The organism is Bacillus cereus group sp. BfR-BA-01356 (assembly GCF_022663635.1).
GTDB classification, from domain to species: domain Bacteria; phylum Bacillota; class Bacilli; order Bacillales; family Bacillaceae_G; genus Bacillus_A; species Bacillus_A cereus.
The window spans coordinates 49,509-70,582 of the sequence record NZ_JAKUFX010000001.1 but is presented as its reverse complement, the minus strand read 5'-3'; the positions used below and the strand labels follow the sequence as shown (position 1 = coordinate 70,582).

The window sequence follows — 21,074 nt, the reverse complement described above, 5'->3', positions numbered from 1 at the left end:
ATGGGAATTACTAAGGTTTTCCAGTATAGTAGGCTCCTTACTTTTAAAATTTAGGTCACATTCAAGGCTGAAGGCAAAGAAAGTAAAAGTAGACAACGCTTGACAATGAAAATTACGATAGATACAATGAGAATGTATATTTTTTCTTATATACAATATACTCTTCTCAAGAAGAGAAGTAATATTCGGAGTAAGGTTTAAATCTTACCGAAATAATAATATGACATTTTAATTGTGAAATGAAGAAAGTCCCTTAAAAAAGCGGGACGACGGTCTTTGCTGTATGTTGTAATTCAATGTACATGCCGACAGTCTTTTTTCATTCATAGCAAGGGGAGGTGAAATCATGACGAGTACAGTTTGGATACTCATCTCCATTTTGCTTGCAACAGTCGGTGCAGTTGTTGGCTTTTTTGTTCGAAAGTCTATTGCTGAAGCGAAGATTAATGGTGCGGCTAATGAAGCGAGACGTATTTTAGACGAAGCGAATCGTGATGCTGAAGCACTTAAGAAAGAAGCGCTTTTAGAAGCAAAGGATGAAATTCATACACTTCGTACAGAAGCTGAATTAGAAATTCGTGACCGTAGAAGCGAATTACAAAAACAAGAAAATCGTTTAATGCAAAAAGAAGAGAACCTTGATCGTAAAGACGAAACGCTCGATAAACGCGAGCAACAGTTAGAGAAGAAAGAGGAATCTCTTGTAGCGAGACAACAACAGATTGAAGAGTTGGAAAGCAAAGTGGGAGAGTTAGTTCAAAAGCAACAAACAGAATTAGAGCGCATTTCCAATCTGACACGCGAACAAGCGAAAGCAATTATTCTTGGTAAAGTAGAAAGTGAAGTTTCTCATGAAATCGCTGTTATGGTAAAAGAAAGTGAAGTTCGCGCGAAAGAAGAAGCGGATAAGAAAGCAAAAGAGATTTTATCTCTTGCAATGCAAAGATGTGCAGCTGATCATGTTGCTGAAACAACCGTTTCGGTTGTAAATCTTCCAAATGACGAAATGAAGGGACGTATTATCGGGCGTGAAGGTCGTAATATTCGTACGTTAGAAACGTTAACGGGTATTGACTTAATTATCGATGATACACCAGAGGCGGTAATCCTTTCTGGATTCGACCCAATTCGTCGTGAAACAGCTCGTATCGCTCTTGATAAACTAGTACAGGACGGACGTATTCACCCAGCGCGTATTGAAGAGATGGTCGAAAAATCAAGACGTGAAGTGGACGAGTATATTCGCGAAGTCGGAGAGCAAACAACGTTTGAAGTGGGTGTTCACGGATTACATCCAGATTTAATTAAAATTTTAGGTCGTTTAAAATACCGTACAAGTTATGGTCAAAACGTCTTAAAACACTCTATGGAAGTTGCATATTTAACTGGACTTATGGCGGCAGAGCTTGGCGAGGATGAAAAACTAGCAAGACGTGCAGGTCTATTACATGATATCGGAAAAGCGATTGACCATGAAGTAGAAGGAAGCCACGTTGAAATTGGTGTTGAACTTGCAACGAAATATAAAGAGCATCCTGTAGTTATAAACAGTATCGCATCTCACCATGGTGACACAGAACCAACTTCTATCATTGCAGTTTTAGTTGCAGCAGCAGATGCTTTATCAGCTGCAAGACCGGGAGCTCGTAGTGAAACACTTGAAAACTATATTCGTCGTCTTGAAAAGTTAGAAGAGATTTCAGAGTCTTATGAAGGCGTTGAAAAGTCATTTGCAATTCAAGCAGGACGTGAAGTTCGTATTTTGGTAAAACCAGATACAATCGATGACTTAGAAGCTCATCGCTTAGCTCGTGATATCCGAAAACGTATTGAAAATGAACTGGATTACCCAGGACATATTAAAGTAACTGTTATTCGTGAAACACGTGCAGTGGAATACGCAAAATAAAGTGGTGAAACACCACTTTATTTTTTTGTGTTGGAATTGGATAAAATAAAGACAGTTAGTTATATAGTATAAAAGTGAAACAAACTTATAATAAACATATTATAAGGAATTTACTTGATGCTATAGCAATAAAAAATGCAGTACATAGAAAGGGTAAGACATATGAGAATATTATTTGTTGGGGATGTAGTAGGATCTCCTGGTAGAGGTATGATTCAACAATACGTACCGGCATTAAAGAAAAAATATACACCTACAGTAACAATCATTAATGGAGAAAACGCAGCAGGTGGCCGTGGGATTACAGAAAAAATATATCGAAACTTTTTAGAATGTGGGGCGCAAGCAGTTACACTTGGAAACCACGCTTGGGATAATCGTGAAGTATTTGAATTCATCGATGATGCAAAATATCTTGCAAGACCAGCTAACTTCCCAGAAGGAACTCCAGGAAAAGGACTTATCTTTGTGAACTGTAATGGAACAGAAGTTGCAGTTATTAACTTACAAGGACGTACTTTCCTTCCTCCGATTGATTGTCCATTCCGTAAAGTGGATGAATTAATTAATATTGCGAAAAAACGTACGAATATTATCTTTGTTGATTTCCATGCAGAGACTACAAGTGAAAAACAAGCGCTAGGTTGGTATGTAGATGGGCGTGCTACAGCAGTAGTAGGTACGCATACGCATGTCCCTACAGCAGATAACCGTATTTTACCAAGCGGAACAGCATACATTACAGATGTTGGGATGACAGGGCCATATGACGGAATATTAGGTATGGACAGAGAAGCAGTATTGAAGAAGTTTTTAACAAACTTACCAGTACGATTTGAAGTAACAAATGGTAGAACGCAATTAAGTGCAGTGTTAATTGATGTGGATCCAAATACAGGAAAAGCAAAGAAAATTGAACGTATTTTAATTAATGACGATCAACCATTTTTTGAGTAAATTCTCGTTAAATTTTAGATAAGTTATTATATTTTAATTTTTTAGAAAAATTACGAAAATTTAGCAGGAATACGCGCCATTCCTCGTGAATATAAGTAAAAGTGAAATAATTGCTAATACTTTTTAAAGAAACGAGGAGGAAACGCGGAATGGAAATATTAAAAGTTAAAGCAACGTCGGTCCCTAATTCTGTAGCTGGTGCACTTGCAGGTGTTATTCGCGAACGCGGAACAGCAGAAATTCAAGCTATTGGTGCAGGTGCATTGAACCAAGCGGTAAAGGCAGTAGCAATTGCAAGAGGATTTGTAGCGCCTAGTGGTTTGGACCTGATTTGTATCCCAGCGTTTACAGATATTATGATTGATGGCGAAGAGCGTACAGCAATAAAATTAATTGTAGAACCTCGTTAAGTTTTAAACAACCTGTTTGCAGTATGCAAACAGGTTGTTTTTATAATGGAGGAATGAAAATGAAAATTTTTGATGCTCATTGTGACGTGCTTCTTCAGTTATGGAGTGCACAAGGGAAAAGGAATTTTAACGATGATTCACAATTACATATTACATTTGAACAGTTAAAGAGAAGAAAAGGAAGTATACAATGTTTTGCTATATATGTACCAGAAACAGTGGCATATGAAAACCGATTTGAAGCAGCATTACAAATGGTAGATATTTTTTATAATGAAATTTTATCCCTACCAGGTGTAAAGTTTATTCAGACAAAAGATGATATTAACATGTTAAAACAGGACGAGGTTGGAGCGATATTAACACTAGAAGGATGCGAAGCAATTGGAAAAGAAGCAATGAAATTACGGTTGTTGTATCGCCTAGGAGTACGTTCTTTTGGACTAACATGGAATTATGCCAATCTCTTAGCTGATGGTGCGCTAGAGACACGTGGGGCGGGTTTAACGAATTTTGGTAAACAGGTTGTACAAGAACTGAATGCGCTACATGTATGGACTGATGTGTCTCATCTGAATGAAAGAAGTTTTTGGGATGTTATAGAGATTGCAAAAAATCCTATTGCTTCCCACTCAAATTGTATGAAATTTTGCGAGCACCCACGTAATTTAAACGATGAACAACTTAAAGCTCTTATAAAGAAAAATGGCATGATCGGTGTCACTTTTGTACCGCAGTTTCTAACGAATGAAAATGAAGCAAATATAACAGATATAGTAAGACATATCGAATATATTTGTTCATTAGGTGGAGAGTACAATATAGGATTTGGTTCAGATTTTGATGGGATTTTAGAAACAGTTGTAAATGTATCAGTTTATCGAGATTATGAAAATGTAATGAATGAGCTTTGTAAACACTATGCTGCATCTACTGTAGAACGATTTTTATATGATAATTTTGTAGAACATATGAGTTTTTAAGTTTTGGTTTAAAATTCAGAAAAATTAAAATTAATTCATTTGATTTTATTGCTTTTTTTAAGACCTAATACTAGAATGAAAAACAAAATAGCTTTATACTAAAGATTCAGGGAAATCAGAAGAGGCATAATTTGCGTCCGTTGTAGTTTATTTGCATAAAAAATGCTAAACTATTACTGTAAAAAAATACACTACAATGAATGCAGCCAAAAGGGGTGTAGGAGATGATTAGTCAACTTTCATGGAAAGTTGGAGGCCAACAAGGTGAAGGAATTGAAAGTACAGGAGAAATCTTCTGTATTGCATTAAACCGATTAGGATATTACCTATACGGTTACCGCCACTTCTCATCACGTATAAAAGGCGGCCATACAAATAATAAAATTCGTGTAAGTACAACAGAAGTACGAGCGATCTCAGATGATTTAGATATTTTAATTGCTTTTGACCAAGAAACAATTGATTTTAATTTCCACGAACTACGTCCAGGTGGAATTGTAGTTGCGGATGCGAAATTTAATCCAACAATACCTGACAATACAGATGTAAATCTATATGTGATACCGTTTACAGATATTGCTTCAGAATTAGGCACATCATTAATGAAAAACATGGTTGCTGTTGGAGCATCAAGTGCAGTATTAGGATTAGATGAAACAGCTTATTTAGATGTTGTTGAAGAAATCTTTGGTCGTAAAGGAGAGCAAGTCGTTCAAAAGAATATGGACGCAATTAAACGCGGCTCTCAATATATGAAAGAATTACTAGGTGAGAAAGTAAACATGATGCAGCTTGAAAAAGCTGATGGTAAAAAACGCATGTTTATGATTGGAAACGATGCAATCGCATTTGGTGCGGTAGCTGGTGGTGCTCGTTTTATGTCAGCATACCCAATCACACCTGCATCAGAAATTATGGAATACTTAATTAAAAAATTACCGAAAGTCGGCGGAACAGTAATCCAAACTGAGGATGAAATCGCAGCTTGTACAATGGCAATCGGTGCAAACTATGCTGGTGTTCGTACATTAACGGCATCTGCTGGTCCAGGTCTTTCATTAATGATGGAAGCAATCGGTTTAGCAGGTATTACAGAAACTCCATTAGTAATTGTTGATACACAACGTGGCGGCCCAAGTACAGGATTACCAACTAAGCAAGAACAGTCTGACTTAATGGCGATGATTTACGGTACGCATGGTGAAATTCCAAAAATCGTAATGGCGCCAAGTACAGTTGAAGAAGCTTTCTATGACATTGTAGAAGCATTTAACTTATCTGAAGAATATCAAGTTCCTGTTATTTTCTTAACAGATTTACAGCTTTCTTTAGGAAAACAAACAGTAGAACCACTTAAATTAGATAAAGTGGAAATTCGTCGTGGTAAGCTTGATTTAGAAGTAGAATTACCAGAACGTGAAAATAAAGCATACTTCAAGCGTTATGAAGTAACAGAAGACGGCGTTTCACCACGTGTTTTACCTGGTATGAAAAATGGTGTTCACCATGTTACAGGTGTAGAACATGATGAAACTGGAAAACCATCGGAATCAGCAATAAACCGTAAAGATCAAATGGACAAACGTTTCCGTAAAATGGAGAACTTGAAGTTTAATACCCCTGTTTATAAAAATGTTAAGCATGAAGAAGCAGACGTATTGCTTGTTGGATTTAACTCAACTCGTGGTGCGATCGAAGAGGCAATGACGCGTTTAGAACAAGAGGGTATGAAAGTAAACCATGCTCATGTGCGTTTAATTCACCCGTTCCCAACAGCTGAAATCGATCCACTTGTGAAAAAGGCGAAGCGTGTTGTAGTAGTAGAAAACAATGCAACAGGTCAGCTTGCTAACATTATGAAAATGAATCTTGGTAATGGTGAGAAAATTTCTAGTCTTTTAAAATATGATGGAAACCCATTCTTGCCGAAAGAGATTTACAACGAATGCAAAAAAGGGGTTGTATTAAATGGCAACATTTAAGGACTTTCGTAACAGTGTAAAGCCAAACTGGTGCCCAGGTTGCGGAGACTTCTCAGTGCAAGCTGCAATTCAACGTGCGGCAGCTAACGTTGGCCTAAATCCAGATGAACTTGCTGTTATTTCTGGTATCGGCTGTTCAGGCCGTATTTCAGGTTATATTAATTCATATGGTGTGCATAGTATTCATGGTCGTGCCCTTCCAATTGCGCAAGGTGTGAAAATGGCAAATCGTGATTTAACAGTTATCGCTTCAGGTGGTGACGGTGATGGGTTTGCGATTGGTATGGGTCATACAATCCATTCTATTCGTCGTAATATCGACATTACGTACATCGTAATGGATAACCAAATTTACGGATTAACAAAAGGGCAAACTTCACCACGTAGTGAAGCTGGATTTAAAACGAAAAGCACACCACAAGGTTCAATTGAACCATCACTAAATGTAATGGAAATGGCCTTAACAGCTGGTGCGACATTTGTGGCGCAAAGCTTTTCGAGTGATTTAAAAGAATTAACACAAATTATTGAAGCTGGTATTAACCATAAAGGATTTTCATTAATTAACGTATTTAGCCCATGTGTTACTTACAATAAAGTAAATACTTACGATTGGTTTAAAGAGAATTTAACGAAACTAAGCACAGTAGAGGGATATGATCCATCTAATCGCATGATGGCTATGCAAACTTTAATGGAAAATAACGGTTTAGTAACAGGGTTAATTTATCAAAATACTAAGCAACCATCATATCAAGAACTTGTTAAAGGCTATAGTGAAGAGCCTTTAGTGAAATCTGATTTAAATATGGATCAGAAAATGTTTGATGAGCTTGTTGCTGAATTTATGTAATGTAAGAAGAGGAGGTTGCCGATTTGGTAACCTTTTTTTATGTACAAAAATATAGGGTAGCCTTATTTACTTAGAAAATTCAGAATGATAAAATAATATATAAATCGTTGTATGAAAATGGCAAGTTCATTGCTTATGAAATGTAAGATCATAAAGGGCCTCTTTATTGTTAAAATTGGCGAAATACATCATACTATGGTAATGTTTATAGGGATAAAGCAATATGCTTTTTGGTAGGACAACAAGAAATGATAAAAAGGGAATGTCTATTTGCGTGGGGAAGACTTCATTCTTATGAATGATTAGATTGATTACTCAAGTTTCAAAGGACAAGTTATCTCTCAAGCTATCTAACCATTTTTGAGGTGAGTCTAGGCGCATTAAAATGGACTATAGAGTATGTATAGTTAAGGGTGAAAGGAGATTACCGATGAACGAGCAACAACGATTAGCAAGTCAACAAGCAAATTCCTCTACGAAAAAAGAAGAGAAAGATTATAGTAAATACTTTGAAAATGTATATCAACCACCTTCCTTAAAGGATGCGAAAAAGCGCGGGAAAGAAGAAGTTAAAATTGAACGGGATTTTGGCTTACCTGAAGAGTTTCGCAATTTTGGTACAGGAAGAAAGTTCTATATTCGTACATATGGTTGTCAAATGAATGAGCATGATACGGAAGTAATGGCAGGTATTTTCACCGCACTTGGATATGAACCAACTTTTTCAACTGAGGATGCAGATGTAGTTTTATTAAACACTTGTGCAATTCGTGAAAATGCTGAAAATAAGGTGTTTGGTGAGCTAGGCCATTTAAAGTCACTCAAACGAAGAAATCCAGACCTTTTAATTGGTGTATGTGGTTGTATGTCTCAAGAGGAATCTGTTGTAAATAAAATTATGCAAAAAAATCAGCATGTAGATATGGTATTTGGAACGCATAATATTCATAGATTACCGTACATTCTAAAAGATGCGATGTTCTCGAAAGAGACGGTAGTTGAAGTATGGTCAAAAGAAGGTGACGTAATTGAAAACCTTCCGAAAGTACGTCGTGGTGATATTAAAGCTTGGGTAAATATTATGTATGGCTGTGATAAATTCTGTACGTATTGTATTGTACCGTATACACGCGGAAAAGAGCGAAGTAGACGTCCAGAAGATATTATCCAAGAGATTCGTCATTTAGCTGCAAATGGTTATAAAGAAATTACTTTACTTGGTCAAAACGTAAATGCATATGGTAAAGACTTTGAAGATATAGAATACGGTCTTGGCGATTTAATGGACGAACTTCGTAAAGTTGATATTGCCCGTATTCGTTTTACAACGAGCCATCCACGTGATTTCGATGATCACTTAATTGAAGTGCTTGGCAAAGGTGGCAACCTAGTAGAACATATCCATTTACCAGTTCAATCTGGAAGTACGGATATGCTGAAAATTATGGCACGTAAATATTCGCGTGAGCATTATTTAGAACTTGTAAGAAAAATTAAAGAAGCAATTCCAGATGCAGTATTAACAACAGATATTATCGTTGGTTTTCCAAATGAAACAGATGAGCAATTTGAAGAAACGATGTCGTTATATCGTGAAGTAGGGTTTGATACTGCCTTTACATTCATTTACTCTCCTCGCGAAGGTACACCAGCTGCAAAAATGAAAGATAATGTACCGATGGAAGTAAAGAAAGAACGTCTTCAACGCTTAAATACACTAGTAAATACGTTGGCAATTGAAAAGAATAGTCGTTACAAAGGTCAAATTGTAGAAGTGTTAGTTGATGGGGAAAGTAAAAATAATCCGGAAGTACTTGCAGGTTATACTCGTACGAATAAACTTGTAAACTTCGTCGCTTCAAAATCTTTAATTGGTCAGCTTGTGAAAGTAAAAATAACGGAAGCAAAAACTTGGTCTCTTAACGGGGAATTAGTTGAAGAGCCGATTGAGGTGAAATAATAGATGAAAGTATATTCGAAAGATGACATTGTTGAACAAGCGAAAGAATTAGCAAAAATGATTTCTGAAACAGAAGAAGTTGATTTTTTTAAGAAAGCAGAGGCGCAAATTCATAAAAATGAAAATGTAAAGCGCGCAATCGATGAAATTAAAGCACTGCAAAAACAAGCAGTAAACTTGCAACATTACGGGAAATGGGAAGCTTTAAAAAAGGTAGAAGCTGAAATTGATGTATTGCAAGATAAGTTAGACAGTATTCCAGTCGTACAACAATTTAAATCTTCACAAACATACGTAAATGACTTATTACAGTTAGTTGCTAGTACAATTTCTAACAACGTAACAGATGAAATATTAATTTCAACTGGTGGTGATGTACTAAAGGGTGAAACTGGCGCAGCGGTAGAAAGTAAAAAAGGAAATTGTGGTTGTTAAAGAGATGTCATATTGACATCTCTTTTTTTGTGGATTAAACGTAAGGTCTTCTCAAAAAAAGAATGACACATTCCGCTATTGTCACGCATATGATTAAGTGAATAGTGATTGAGGAGGGTTACGAATGTCCGAATTTAGAGAGATTATTACAAAAGCAGTGGTTGGAAAAGGACGTAAGTATACAAAGTCAACGCATACATGTGAATCGAATAATGAGCCAACAAGTATTTTAGGGTGCTGGGTAATTAACCACTCGTACGAAGCAAGAAAGAATGGAAAACATGTGGAAATTGAAGGTTTCTATGATGTGAACACTTGGTATTCATTTGATGGAAATACAAAGACTGAAGTTGTAACAGAACGTGTGAACTACACGGACGAAGTAAGTATTGGTTATCGTGATAAAAACTTTTCTGGTGACGATTTAGAAATTATTGCTCGTGTTATTCAGCCGCCAAATTGTTTAGAAGCACTTGTATCACCAAATGGTAATAAAATTGTTGTAACTGTAGAACGTGAATTTGTAACAGAAGTAGTTGGAGAAACGAAAATTTGTGTAAGTGTAAATCCTGAAGGCTGCGTAGAATCAGATGATGATTTCCAAATTGCTGATGATGAATTTGAAGAATTAGATCCGAACTTTATCGTTGATGCAGAAGAAGAGTAATAGAAAGCTAGGGAGAAGTTCTTCCTAGCTTTTTACTTTATATAAGTGGCGCTGAATGAACATGATTCTTTATGAAATATGTTATAATGAAGAAAGACTCCTGAAATAGGAGATAAGAGTGTCCGTGAAATGCGACATATATGAAAATAGATTATCATGTAAGAATTATGGAGGAAAAGTATGACTCAATATACGCCTATGATACAGCAATATTTAAAGGTTAAGGCAGATTATCAAGATGCCTTTTTATTTTTTCGCTTAGGCGATTTTTATGAAATGTTCTTTGAGGATGCTGTTAAAGCAGCCCATGAACTTGAAATTACATTAACGAGCCGAGATGGCGGTAGTAGTGAACGTATACCAATGTGCGGTGTACCATATCATGCGGCTAAAAACTATATTGAACAACTTGTTGAAAAAGGATATAAAGTAGCTGTTTGTGAGCAAGTAGAAGATCCGAAAACAGCTAAAGGTGTAGTACGTCGTGAAGTAGTACAATTAATTACGCCAGGAACGATGATGGAAGGGCGTACAATTGATGAGAAAGAAAACAACTTCTTAGCCGCATTAACACATTTTGAAGATGGATCATATGCATTAGCTTGTAACGACTTAACGACTGGACAAAATACAGTAACGTTACTGACTGGTTCAGTAGAAGATATTTTATTAGAAGTGTATGCAACTGGTTCGAAAGAAATTGTTGTTGATTCTTCATTTTCTAAAGATGAACTAAACAAGTTAACTGAAACATTGAAAATGACGATTTCGTATGAAGATGCAACGGCAATTCCGGAAGGATTAGAACATCTTGTGAAAAATGTTTCACAAGCAAAATTAATTAAAGCAGTTGGACGTTTATTTAACTATGTAATAAGAACGCAAAAACGTTCTTTAGATCATTTGCAACCAGTAGAAATTTATTATACGAATCAATTTATGAAAATTGATGTACATTCAAAGCGAAATTTAGAACTGACAGAAACACTTCGGACGAAAGAAAAAACAGGATCACTATTATGGTTATTGGACAAGACGAAAACAGCTATGGGTGGTCGTATGTTAAAACAGTGGATGGAACGTCCACTTATACAGAAAGAAAGAATTGAAGAGCGTTTAGAAATGGTTGAAACGTTTGTAAATGATTACTTCTTACGTGAAGATTTAAAAGAAAAGTTAAAAGAAGTATATGATTTAGAACGCTTAGCAGGAAAAGTTGCATTTGGTAACGTAAATGCAAGAGACTTATTACAATTAAGACGTTCATTACTTCAAGTGCCAGCTATTTTAGAAGCAATTAGTTTGTTAGATAACGCTTATGCATCGAGATTAATTCAAGGTGCAGATCCATGTGAAAGCTTAACAGAATTACTAGGAAGAAGTATTCAAGAAAACCCACCGCTTTCAATTAAAGATGGAGATATTATTAAAGATGGTTATAATGACAAGCTTGATCAATATCGTTACGTGAGTAAAAACGGGAAAACGTGGATTGCTGAGCTTGAAAAAAGAGAACGTGATATTACTGGAATTAAATCGTTAAAAATCGGATACAACCGTATTTTCGGTTACTACATTGAAGTAACGAAAGCGAATCTTGCAGCACTTCCAGAAGGTCGCTATGAACGTAAACAGACGCTTGCTAATGCTGAACGTTTCATTACAGATGAACTGAAAGAAAAAGAAACGTTAATCTTGGAAGCTGAAGAAAAAATCGTACAGCTAGAATACGATTTATTTACAGCACTTCGTGAAGAAGTAAAGGTATTTATTCCGAAATTACAACATTTAGCGAAAGTAATTAGTGAATTAGACGTACTGCAAAGTTTTGCGACAGTTAGTGAAGAAGAACAGTTTGTAAAACCTGTACTGACAACGAAGCGCGAAATCTTTATTAAAGATGGTCGTCATCCTGTCGTTGAAAAAGTATTGAACGGGAAATTGTATGTACCGAATGATTGTATTATGCCAGAGAATATGGATGTCTTTTTAATTACAGGGCCGAACATGTCTGGTAAAAGTACGTATATGAGACAATTAGCACTTGTAACGGTTATGTCGCAAATCGGTTGTTTCGTACCAGCAACAGAAGCAGTATTACCTGTATTTGATCAAATCTTTACGAGAATTGGTGCAGCGGATGATTTAATATCAGGTCAAAGTACATTTATGGTCGAAATGTTAGAAGCGAAAAATGCAATTGCAAACGCATCAGAAAGAAGTTTAATTTTATTCGATGAAATTGGACGCGGTACATCTACCTATGATGGTATGGCACTTGCACAAGCAATTATTGAACATATTCATGACCAAATTGGTGCAAAAACGTTATTCTCTACGCATTATCACGAATTAACGGTGTTAGAAGAGAGTTTAGATCAACTGAAAAATGTACACGTTTCAGCAATTGAAGAGAATGGAAAAGTAGTATTCCTTCATAAAATTCAAGACGGGGCAGCAGATAAAAGTTACGGAATTCACGTTGCGCAACTTGCAGAGCTTCCAGATAGCTTAATCGCCCGCGCGAAAGAAGTGTTAGCACAGCTAGAAGGACAGGAAGAAATTATTATTCCAAAACGAGTAGAAGTGAAAGTACAAGAAGCTGCTCCAGAACCTGTAGTTGTAAAAGAGGAAATAGCAGAAATACAGGAAACGAAAGTAGAGACTGAAGAAGAATCGCAACTATCTTTCTTTGGAGGAGAACAGTCTTCGAAGAAACAAGACAAACCTCTGCTAGATCAAAAAGAAACAGCAGTATTGGCGCAAATTAAAAAAATCGATTTACTTGATATGACACCTTTAGAAGCGATGAACGAATTGTATCGCTTACAGAAAAAGTTAAAGAAAGGATGAGTAAGTAGATGGGGAAAATTCGCAAACTCGATGACCAACTCTCTAACTTAATTGCGGCAGGGGAAGTAGTAGAGCGCCCTGCTTCAGTCGTAAAAGAACTTGTGGAAAATTCTATCGATGCGAATAGTACATCTATTGAAATCCACTTAGAAGAAGCTGGGTTATCGAAAATTCGTATCATTGATAACGGTGATGGTATTGCAGAAGAAGACTGTATCGTCGCTTTTGAACGCCATGCGACGAGTAAAATTAAAGATGAAAACGATCTGTTTCGCATAAGAACACTCGGTTTCCGCGGTGAGGCATTGCCGAGTATTGCCTCTGTTAGTGAATTAGAATTAATTACTAGCACAGGTGATGCGCCTGGTACACACCTCATAATTAAAGGTGGAGACATTATAAAGCAAGAGAAGACTGCGAGCCGAAAAGGAACAGATATTACAGTACAAAACTTATTCTTTAATACACCAGCGCGTCTTAAATATATGAAAACCATTCATACGGAGCTCGGGAATATTACAGATATCGTGTATCGTATTGCAATGTCACATCCAGAAGTATCGTTAAAACTGTTTCATAATGAAAAGAAATTGCTTCATACATCAGGTAACGGTGATGTAAGACAAGTACTTGCATCGATTTACAGTATTCAAGTTGCGAAGAAGCTTGTTCCAATTGAAGCTGAATCTTTAGACTTTACAATTAAAGGTTATGTAACATTACCAGAAGTAACGAGAGCATCTCGTAATTATATGTCACCGATCGTAAATGGTCGTTACGTTCGAAACTTTGTACTAATGAAAGCAATTCAGCAAGGATACCATACATTACTGCCAGTCGGCCGGTATCCAATTGGCTTCTTATCGATTGAAATGGATCCAATGCTAGTTGACGTTAACGTACATCCAGCGAAGTTAGAGGTTCGTTTTAGTAAAGAACAAGAATTGCTAAAGCTGATCGAAGAAACATTGCAAGCTGCATTTAAAAAAATACAGCTCATTCCAGATGCAGGCGTAACAACGAAGAAAAAAGAAAAAGACGAAAGTGTGCAAGAACAGTTCCAGTTTGAGCATGCGAAGCCGAAAGAACCATCTATTCCGGACATTGTTTTACCAACTGGCATGGATGCAAAACAAGAAGAACCGCAGGCTGTGAAACAGCCACCACAACTGTGGCAACCGCCGAAACAAGAATGGCAACCACCACAGTCACTCATAAGAGAAGAACAAAGTTGGCAACCATCCACTAAACCGATAATCGAAGAACCAATTCAAGAAGAGAAATCGTGGGACAGTAATGAAGAGGATTTTGAACTAGAGGAATTAGAAGAAGAAGTTCGGGAAATAAAAGAGATTGAAATGAACGGGAATGACTTACCACCACTTTATCCAATTGGACAAATGCATGGAACATATATTTTCGCTCAAAATGATAAAGGCTTATATATGATTGACCAGCATGCCGCGCAGGAACGTATTAATTATGAATACTTCCGTGATAAAGTAGGAAGGGTAGCGCAAGAAGTACAAGAGTTACTTGTACCGTACCGTATTGATCTATCTCTTACTGAATTTTTACGTGTCGAAGAACAGTTAGAAGAACTAAAAAAAGTCGGGCTATTTTTAGAACAATTCGGCCATCAATCTTTTATCGTCCGCTCGCATCCAACATGGTTCCCGAAAGGACAAGAAACAGAAATTATCGATGAAATGATGGAGCAAGTTGTTAAACTAAAAAAAGTGGATATTAAAAAGTTACGTGAAGAAGCAGCCATCATGATGAGCTGTAAAGCATCCATTAAAGCGAATCAATATTTAACGAACGATCAAATATTTGCCTTACTGGAAGAATTACGTACAACAACAAACCCATACACATGCCCACACGGAAGACCGATTCTTGTGCATCATTCTACTTATGAGTTGGAGAAGATGTTTAAGAGGGTTATGTAGAGTGAATAAATTATATTTCAAAAGGGAGCAACATTTACTGTTGCTCCCTTTTCATATGTAGATTTAATAGTTAAACGAGAATAAGGTGGAGTAATTTTGCAGTTTATTTCTTGGTTGCGTTAGCTTAAATTTATCTATGTATAAAAAAGCGCTGTATACAGCACTTTTTAAAATGTGCATGAATTGTATCATTACTAACTAAATAACTATGCATGGCCAAATGTTGCTTCTTATTTGGCTAATTGTTATAAAGGTCTATACAATTACTTATTTTTATTATTATTAATTTTTTCAGTGTATAGAACTTGCTCTTTATAGTGCTTCTTAATTGGGAAGTTATGTGTACCTGTGCCGTTCTTGAATTTTTTATCAATGGGGTTCTTTAGAGGAACTGTTGTAGTTTCAGTAAATTCATATGGGTAATTTATTTTAGATTTATCTTCAAACATGAAAATGCCTCCTTTTAGGATCTCCTAAATTCTTTACTATAACATGATATGCATATAGTTATTTTTTGGACTAGTTATTTATATAGGTTAATGGAATTTAATTACATAACTACTGAAACATTTTAAAGGAAAACAATTTGAGAAAGAAATGGTATGAATAGCTGTTGGCTCCTATTGTTGTTTTTTTGTTTGACAGCACAGTGAATTATGTATATAAATTCAATATAGATTGTTTTTATAATATGGTTTATATGGGGTTTTCCTGATAATATAATGTGGAATATTATAGTGTTATTAGGTTATTAGGAACATTTAATGCTGTTTCATAACTGAAAGGGAATTGAAAAAAAACTGAAACTTTTCTCATAAAAATTCAATCTAACTTGAAAAATGAAAGGAAAATGAAATTTTCCAAAAGATATTCTTTGTTAAGATAAAAAGCATACATACAAAAAGTATTGACATATCTTAAAAATGTATTTTCAAGATATAGTGGGGGAAAAGATGAGATTAGAAAAACAATTAATAAAAAAGATGTATTATGAAACATTCCTAATGGAGAATGAAACAAAACCAACTCTTGACGTACTTGGACAAGCTTATGTAAACGAAGAAAAAAATGAGATTTCTGATGGGTCTTATATTCGTTTTGCACAAGGTGAATTTTATTATCGTCATCAAGATTTTGAAGCAGCTATTTTTAAATGGGAGAAGGTTAGTAATGAATTAGCACCATGGGCACAAAAAAATATTGCGGATGCTTATTTCGAACTGAATCAGTTATCATTTGCTGAAAATATTTATACTTCTATTACTACTGATAATAAAATATTGATGACCGAAATTAGACTACAATTACTTTCTCTTTACATTGAGCAAAATAATTTTGACTCAGCTTTCGGTGTTATTAAAGAAGCAGTTTCTTTAAATCCTGATTATCCGAATGTCACAAAAATTGCCCGTTCCTTTTATGAGGAACAGCAAGATTTTGATAGTGCAGTAGAGCTTGCTGTGAATGAGTTAATTCGCATAGAATCGTATCCTTGGTTTGAGGTGTTAAAAGGATATATCGATAAAGGGTTTACTAAACATATTTCACCAGACTATTTTTATGATGCATTAGCTACATTAAATAATGTAGATCAAGTACAATTTACGCAAATGGTTTCATCACTCTGGAACAGTTATAAAAATGAAAAAAATTACTTATTGTGGCTTAACACAATAAATAAATTTTTCTTACATATTGAAATACATTCGTCCGATATATGGAACAAAGTTTCTGCTCTTTACGAAGAAACGTACTTTGCATTAATTCAAGGTCAATATACGCTTAGACAATTAAACGATATCATTCCAAATCTGTTAGCAAATTGGTTAAAGGTAGTCAATCCATCTTATGCTGTATTTCCATCTGCAGCTGTATTGGCATGGGATGAGATTTTCCCTTCCAAAATAGATTCAGCAAATATAGAACATGCGGAAAACTTACTGTCACATTCTATTAATCATGTAAATGGCTTAGAGTACAGCTTACACCTTTTTGAATCTATTACACAGTGGGCACAAAAGCAGAATATAGAAATAGGTCACCGATTTAAATGGTTAGTTGACGAGCTCGCAGATTTAAGAACAAATCGTATTTTAGTAACGGGAACTTCAGGGAACGGAAAAACTACATTTATTAACTCTATATTAGGAGAAAATATATTAGAAAAATCAATTTCAAATGTAGTAGTTTTAAAAAATGATGCTCATATAGAAATAAACGCTATAACAGACTCAGCAATTACAACAACGGAAGATGTCTCTGATTACCATAATATGATGTCTCAGCACTATCAAACATATAGAGATAGAGCGTGTGTTGAATTTAAATTACCATGTAGATTTTTAAATGAAAATAAACTTACATTTGTAGTGACACCTGGCTTTAATAGGAATAACGACACTAGAGATGAGATATTCGAATATTTAAATTCTGTAGACGAATTACTGTTCGTATTGAATGCGGATTCACCTTTTACTGATAAAGAACGTGACATTCTATTAAGTATTCAAGAGCATACGCCAAATTTACAAATTCATTTCTTATTAAATAAAATCGATAACATTTACAGTGAAGCAGAAGTGAAAAGGGTATTACATGATACGGCAACGAGAATAAACACATATTTCCCGTATGCGAGAATTTTCCCTTATTCCTCGTTATATACAAGTAGTCAACAATTAAATGATTTAACTGAGTTTATTCATTTTAACTTTAATCATAAAAATATCGATGCAGAACGTACTGAAAAGTTATTATTTTTCATTCGAAAAACAATTACATATCTTTTGGATAAACGTGTTGAGAAAGAAAATAATCTGGTGGATGCTATTAATTGGAATGAAGATATGCTAGTGAAACTAAACGGTAGCATTAATAACCTTACTACATTTGAGAGGGAAAAAATTCATTTCATTACACAATCGTATCGTTCAATGAAGACTGAAATTACAAATGATCTTACTGAAAATATTCCGAAGATATTAAAGAGCTGTTCTAATTTAATTAGTGAAGAAAGTGATTTCGGGCACATGGATACGGAACTAAATAAAGCAATGAATGAAAGAGTGCATAAATATTTAGAACAAACTGTGTTACCTAATCTGGCTCTTTCTATGCAAAATTGGATTGCAACTTCTAATAATGAGCTTCTTCAAAGTCAAACATATTTAGAAGAACTTAGTGAAGGGCTTAATTCACTATTTGGAGAAAATAGAATACAGTTAGAATGTGACTTTAAAGTACTTGATGACTGGCGCAGAGATACTGACAGGATGACGACTAGAATACAAATGGATGAAGTAAATATTTTACGTCGATTTACGCCAGCACAATTTTTACTGAAAAGTGCTGGTAAATTATTTGGAGTTCTTCCTAAAAATAAATCTATGCTATATAACAAATACAAACAGTATGTAGAAAATGAAGATTATACTGAAGTAACGGCTTCTATTATGAAGAAATTTTTCTTGCAATTTGAGCTGTTTGAAAACACACAAGAGCGAGATATTAATATATTCTTTAGGAATCCATTTAACTCCTTAAAGCAAGCTGTAGAAAACACGCATTTAGAAATACAAGAAAAACAAGAGATATTACATAAGATGAAATCAAATCCTGAAATCTATCACGATTCTATCATGCTCTTTGAATTGAGATTGCGTCAATGTGAAGTGATTTTAAATATAGGTGATGATAATACTTTTGCGGATGTAGTTTTAGAAACAAGCGTAGAATAAAAAATCTGATGTGTTATAAGAAAGTAAAAAGGAGCAACTGTAATAAGTTGCTCCTTTTTCATATAGATTATTTTTCTGTTTCTTTAATTTTAGTTTGTACTTCGCCAGTTTTAATTTTATTACTTTCTGAGAAACGTAATAAATCGCCTTCAATAATTTTGTCAGACATTCGTAATTCATTTTGTGCACGTTTAATGAGGGCTTGAGCTTCTTTTTTTGGTAAATCTACAATTTCACCTGTTATACGGTCGTAGAAAGTGTTGTTTTTGTATGCATACTTATCTGTAACGAAGCTACCATCACGTAAAACAACAAAGCCAGTATATTCATCTGAAAACATATCATGGCCAAAACGGATATCATTCGTAGAATCAACACCTAATAAATTTAGAATAGTAGGTTTCATATCGATTTGTCCCGTAGGCTTTGAAATAGTTTGACCTTCTGTTTGTCCAGGAATATGAATATATAAAGGTGTACGTTGTAAATTTAAAGTATCAAATTCTGTTATTTGATCTTTTTCTAAAAACTGTGCCATTGCACGATTATGTTTTTCGGAAATGCCATAATGAGCACCGTATAACACAATAATAGAATTATCGTAAAGCCCCTCGGCCTTTAGACGTTCAATAAATTTTTTAATGGATTCGTCTAAGTAACGTGCTGTTACGATGTAACGATCAAATACGCCATTACCAGAGTTGTATGGTTCAATGAATTTTGTATCTTCATCATACGTAAATGGATAATGGTTTGTTAAAGTAAGGAAACGAGCATAGAATGGTTGATTAACAGTTTTTAATATATCTACTGATTGATCAAAGTATTCGATATCTTTTAATCCCCAATTTAAATTTGTTTCTGGCGTGATTTTGTAATCAAGTTCATTATAGTAACGGTCATAACCAAGAGTGGAGTACATAATATTACGATTCCAAAATGTTGCGTTATTCGCATGAAATACAGAAGTGAAATAACCTTGCTGACGTAAAATTTCTGGAGTTGCAGTATAATCATTGTTACCGTGTGTAAAGAATACAGCTCCTCGATTTAATGGATACAACGACGTATCGATTAGAAATTCAGAATCAGATGTTTTCCCTTGACCAGTTTGATGGAAAAAGTTATCAAAGTAATAACTTTCATTTATGAATTCATTTAGGAATGGTGTAACTTCTTGCCCGTTCACTGATGCGCCTATTAAGAAGGTCTGCAAGGATTCAAGAGTGACGACAATTACGTTTTTTCCTTTCGCTGCACCAAACATATTAGGGTTTGGCTCGCTTTGATTTGCTTTTACGTAGTTTTCAGTTTCTTGTAATTTACTACTATCAGCAAGTGCTTTTTGTGACCCAGCTTTTACTTGCAGTGTTAAGTCATATACTTGGTGAGTATATAAGCCTAAATTTTTGACAAGCATGACTCGGTCGAATGATCTTGTTAATAATTCAGGGCGCTCTTTTTCTGCAAGATGTAGATTCGCAAAGAATACACCAATCGTTAAAAGAAAGTATAACAAGCGCGTAGAATGAGTTACACGTTCTGTTTTAAAGACCAATGATTTCTTTTTTAATAAAATAAAGAAGAAAACAATGTCTACGAATGCGAGTATAATTTTGTAGTTTAATATTTCTATAATACTGCCGCCTAATTGGCCAAAGTTTGAGGTTTGTCCAAGTACTGGTAATGTAACGAAATCATTATAAAAATCATAGAACATTACATTTCCAACAAGCACGATTGTTAATAAGAAATTAATACAGAGCGCTATATAATTTCGCTTTTCACCAGTTGCAAATAATGCTAATCCAACAAATGCTAATGATGCGGCTAGAGGGCTAATAAACAAAATGAGCTCTTGCGTCGAAGACTCGATTTTTAAATCAAAACTGAATCGCGTAATAAGATATGTTTTTAACCATACTGCTAAACCCATTATTATAACAAAACTTATATTTTGTATTTGTAAATTTATTTTGTTCTTCATTTTTACACCTTCTTTATATAATTTATTTAACTAAAGTTATATATTATGTTTTTATAACTATTAGAGTGTGATGAACCATTTAGATTTTGTTTTCTAAAGGGAATAATTTGAAGTATTCATATATATAATGGGGTTTTTTAAAGCGTAGTAGCATAAATATAACTCTTTTTGAGAAACGGGCAGAACAAGTCATAGTTGTAGTGAAATTGACTTATAGACATCCTACCATATTAAACACTATGATGATGTTACAAAATATCGAACAAATAAAAGTGAAAATGGATAGAGACTTTTAAAACGGTTGACATTCAATTTATTAGAATTGAATGTCAACCGTTTTAAATATACAGTTATATTACATATGTATTTTGTAAAATCGAAATCTTTTG

Annotated in this window: 14 protein-coding genes; 12 read left to right on the top strand and 2 right to left on the bottom strand. The window is 34.8% G+C overall.

The window, feature by feature from the left end:
• Positions 1–346 precede the first annotated feature (346 nt).
• The 11 genes from rny (at position 347) to mutL (ending at position 14,961) form a co-directional block, all read left to right on the top strand.
• Positions 347–1,909, top strand: a complete 1,563-nt coding sequence (rny, locus tag MR168_RS00325; protein ID WP_000204911.1) for a ribonuclease Y — start codon at positions 347–349, stop codon at positions 1,907–1,909.
• A 162-nt stretch (positions 1,910–2,071) separates the two neighbouring features.
• Positions 2,072–2,866, top strand: a complete 795-nt coding sequence (locus MR168_RS00320) for a TIGR00282 family metallophosphoesterase (RefSeq protein WP_001221095.1) — start codon at positions 2,072–2,074, stop codon at positions 2,864–2,866.
• 149 nt (positions 2,867–3,015) lie between these two features.
• Positions 3,016–3,276 carry a stage V sporulation protein SpoVS gene (gene spoVS, locus MR168_RS00315; RefSeq protein ID WP_000404341.1) on the top strand — a complete coding sequence of 87 codons (261 nt, stop codon included), beginning with the start codon at positions 3,016–3,018 and terminating at the stop codon, positions 3,274–3,276.
• Positions 3,277–3,335: 59 nt separating this feature from the next.
• Entirely contained in the window at positions 3,336–4,259 is a 924-nt protein-coding gene (locus MR168_RS00310; RefSeq protein ID WP_086411753.1) for a dipeptidase, read from the top strand.
• A gap of 224 nt (positions 4,260–4,483) precedes the next feature.
• On the top strand, positions 4,484–6,241 hold the full coding sequence (locus MR168_RS00305) for a 2-oxoacid:acceptor oxidoreductase subunit alpha (protein ID WP_000625418.1): 1,758 nt from the start codon (positions 4,484–4,486) through the stop codon (positions 6,239–6,241).
• A complete protein-coding gene (locus tag MR168_RS00300) occupies positions 6,228–7,094 on the top strand; it encodes a 2-oxoacid:ferredoxin oxidoreductase subunit beta (RefSeq protein WP_000190155.1) in 867 nt (288 codons plus the stop codon). The genes MR168_RS00305 and MR168_RS00300 overlap by 14 nt, the downstream gene beginning before the upstream one ends.
• 430 nt (positions 7,095–7,524) lie before the next feature.
• Positions 7,525–9,054: a tRNA (N6-isopentenyl adenosine(37)-C2)-methylthiotransferase MiaB gene (gene miaB, locus MR168_RS00295; RefSeq protein WP_001005378.1), complete on the top strand. Its 1,530-nt coding sequence runs from the start codon at positions 7,525–7,527 to the stop codon at positions 9,052–9,054.
• Positions 9,055–9,057: 3 nt separating this feature from the next.
• On the top strand, positions 9,058–9,489 hold the full coding sequence (locus MR168_RS00290; protein ID WP_086411751.1) for a YlbF/YmcA family competence regulator: 432 nt from the start codon (positions 9,058–9,060) through the stop codon (positions 9,487–9,489).
• A 124-nt stretch (positions 9,490–9,613) separates the two neighbouring features.
• Positions 9,614–10,156, top strand: coding sequence for an outer spore coat protein CotE (gene cotE / locus MR168_RS00285; RefSeq protein ID WP_001288799.1), 543 nt, complete (start codon positions 9,614–9,616; stop codon positions 10,154–10,156).
• A gap of 180 nt (positions 10,157–10,336) precedes the next feature.
• Complete coding sequence (gene mutS, locus MR168_RS00280) at positions 10,337–13,009, top strand: DNA mismatch repair protein MutS (RefSeq protein WP_000196026.1); 2,673 nt, start codon at positions 10,337–10,339, stop codon at positions 13,007–13,009.
• 8 nt (positions 13,010–13,017) lie between these two features.
• The gene (mutL, locus tag MR168_RS00275) at positions 13,018–14,961 is read left to right on the top strand and encodes a DNA mismatch repair endonuclease MutL (protein ID WP_242291166.1); all 1,944 of its coding nucleotides are present in this window, start codon (positions 13,018–13,020) and stop codon (positions 14,959–14,961) included.
• Positions 14,962–15,224: 263 nt separating this feature from the next.
• On the opposite strand, the gene MR168_RS00270 is transcribed toward mutL, so the two are convergent.
• Positions 15,225–15,410 (bottom strand): hypothetical protein, encoded by a 186-nt coding sequence (locus MR168_RS00270; protein ID WP_000461138.1) that lies wholly within the window; start codon positions 15,408–15,410, stop codon positions 15,225–15,227.
• A gap of 504 nt (positions 15,411–15,914) precedes the next feature.
• Here MR168_RS00270 and MR168_RS00265 point away from each other — a divergent pair.
• Positions 15,915–18,698 (top strand): dynamin family protein, encoded by a 2,784-nt coding sequence (locus MR168_RS00265; RefSeq protein WP_086389426.1) that lies wholly within the window; start codon positions 15,915–15,917, stop codon positions 18,696–18,698.
• 67 nt (positions 18,699–18,765) lie between these two features.
• On the opposite strand, the gene MR168_RS00260 is transcribed toward MR168_RS00265, so the two are convergent.
• Complete coding sequence (locus MR168_RS00260; RefSeq protein ID WP_242291165.1) at positions 18,766–20,685, bottom strand: LTA synthase family protein; 1,920 nt, start codon at positions 20,683–20,685, stop codon at positions 18,766–18,768.
• Between the last annotated feature and the right edge of the window lie 389 nt (positions 20,686–21,074).

Coding starts and splice junctions, on each gene's coding strand:
- MR168_RS00260 (WP_242291165.1), bottom strand. CDS start 20,685: ATGAAGAACAAAATAAATTTACAAATACAAAATATAAGTTTTGTTATA.
- MR168_RS00265 (WP_086389426.1), top strand. CDS start 15,915: ATGAGATTAGAAAAACAATTAATAAAAAAGATGTATTATGAAACATTC.
- miaB (WP_001005378.1), top strand. CDS start 7,525: ATGAACGAGCAACAACGATTAGCAAGTCAACAAGCAAATTCCTCTACG.
- MR168_RS00270 (WP_000461138.1), bottom strand. CDS start 15,410: ATGTTTGAAGATAAATCTAAAATAAATTACCCATATGAATTTACTGAA.
- mutS (WP_000196026.1), top strand. CDS start 10,337: ATGACTCAATATACGCCTATGATACAGCAATATTTAAAGGTTAAGGCA.
- MR168_RS00320 (WP_001221095.1), top strand. CDS start 2,072: ATGAGAATATTATTTGTTGGGGATGTAGTAGGATCTCCTGGTAGAGGT.
- MR168_RS00290 (WP_086411751.1), top strand. CDS start 9,058: ATGAAAGTATATTCGAAAGATGACATTGTTGAACAAGCGAAAGAATTA.
- mutL (WP_242291166.1), top strand. CDS start 13,018: ATGGGGAAAATTCGCAAACTCGATGACCAACTCTCTAACTTAATTGCG.
- cotE (WP_001288799.1), top strand. CDS start 9,614: ATGTCCGAATTTAGAGAGATTATTACAAAAGCAGTGGTTGGAAAAGGA.
- MR168_RS00305 (WP_000625418.1), top strand. CDS start 4,484: ATGATTAGTCAACTTTCATGGAAAGTTGGAGGCCAACAAGGTGAAGGA.
- rny (WP_000204911.1), top strand. CDS start 347: ATGACGAGTACAGTTTGGATACTCATCTCCATTTTGCTTGCAACAGTC.
- spoVS (WP_000404341.1), top strand. CDS start 3,016: ATGGAAATATTAAAAGTTAAAGCAACGTCGGTCCCTAATTCTGTAGCT.
- MR168_RS00310 (WP_086411753.1), top strand. CDS start 3,336: ATGAAAATTTTTGATGCTCATTGTGACGTGCTTCTTCAGTTATGGAGT.
- MR168_RS00300 (WP_000190155.1), top strand. CDS start 6,228: ATGGCAACATTTAAGGACTTTCGTAACAGTGTAAAGCCAAACTGGTGC.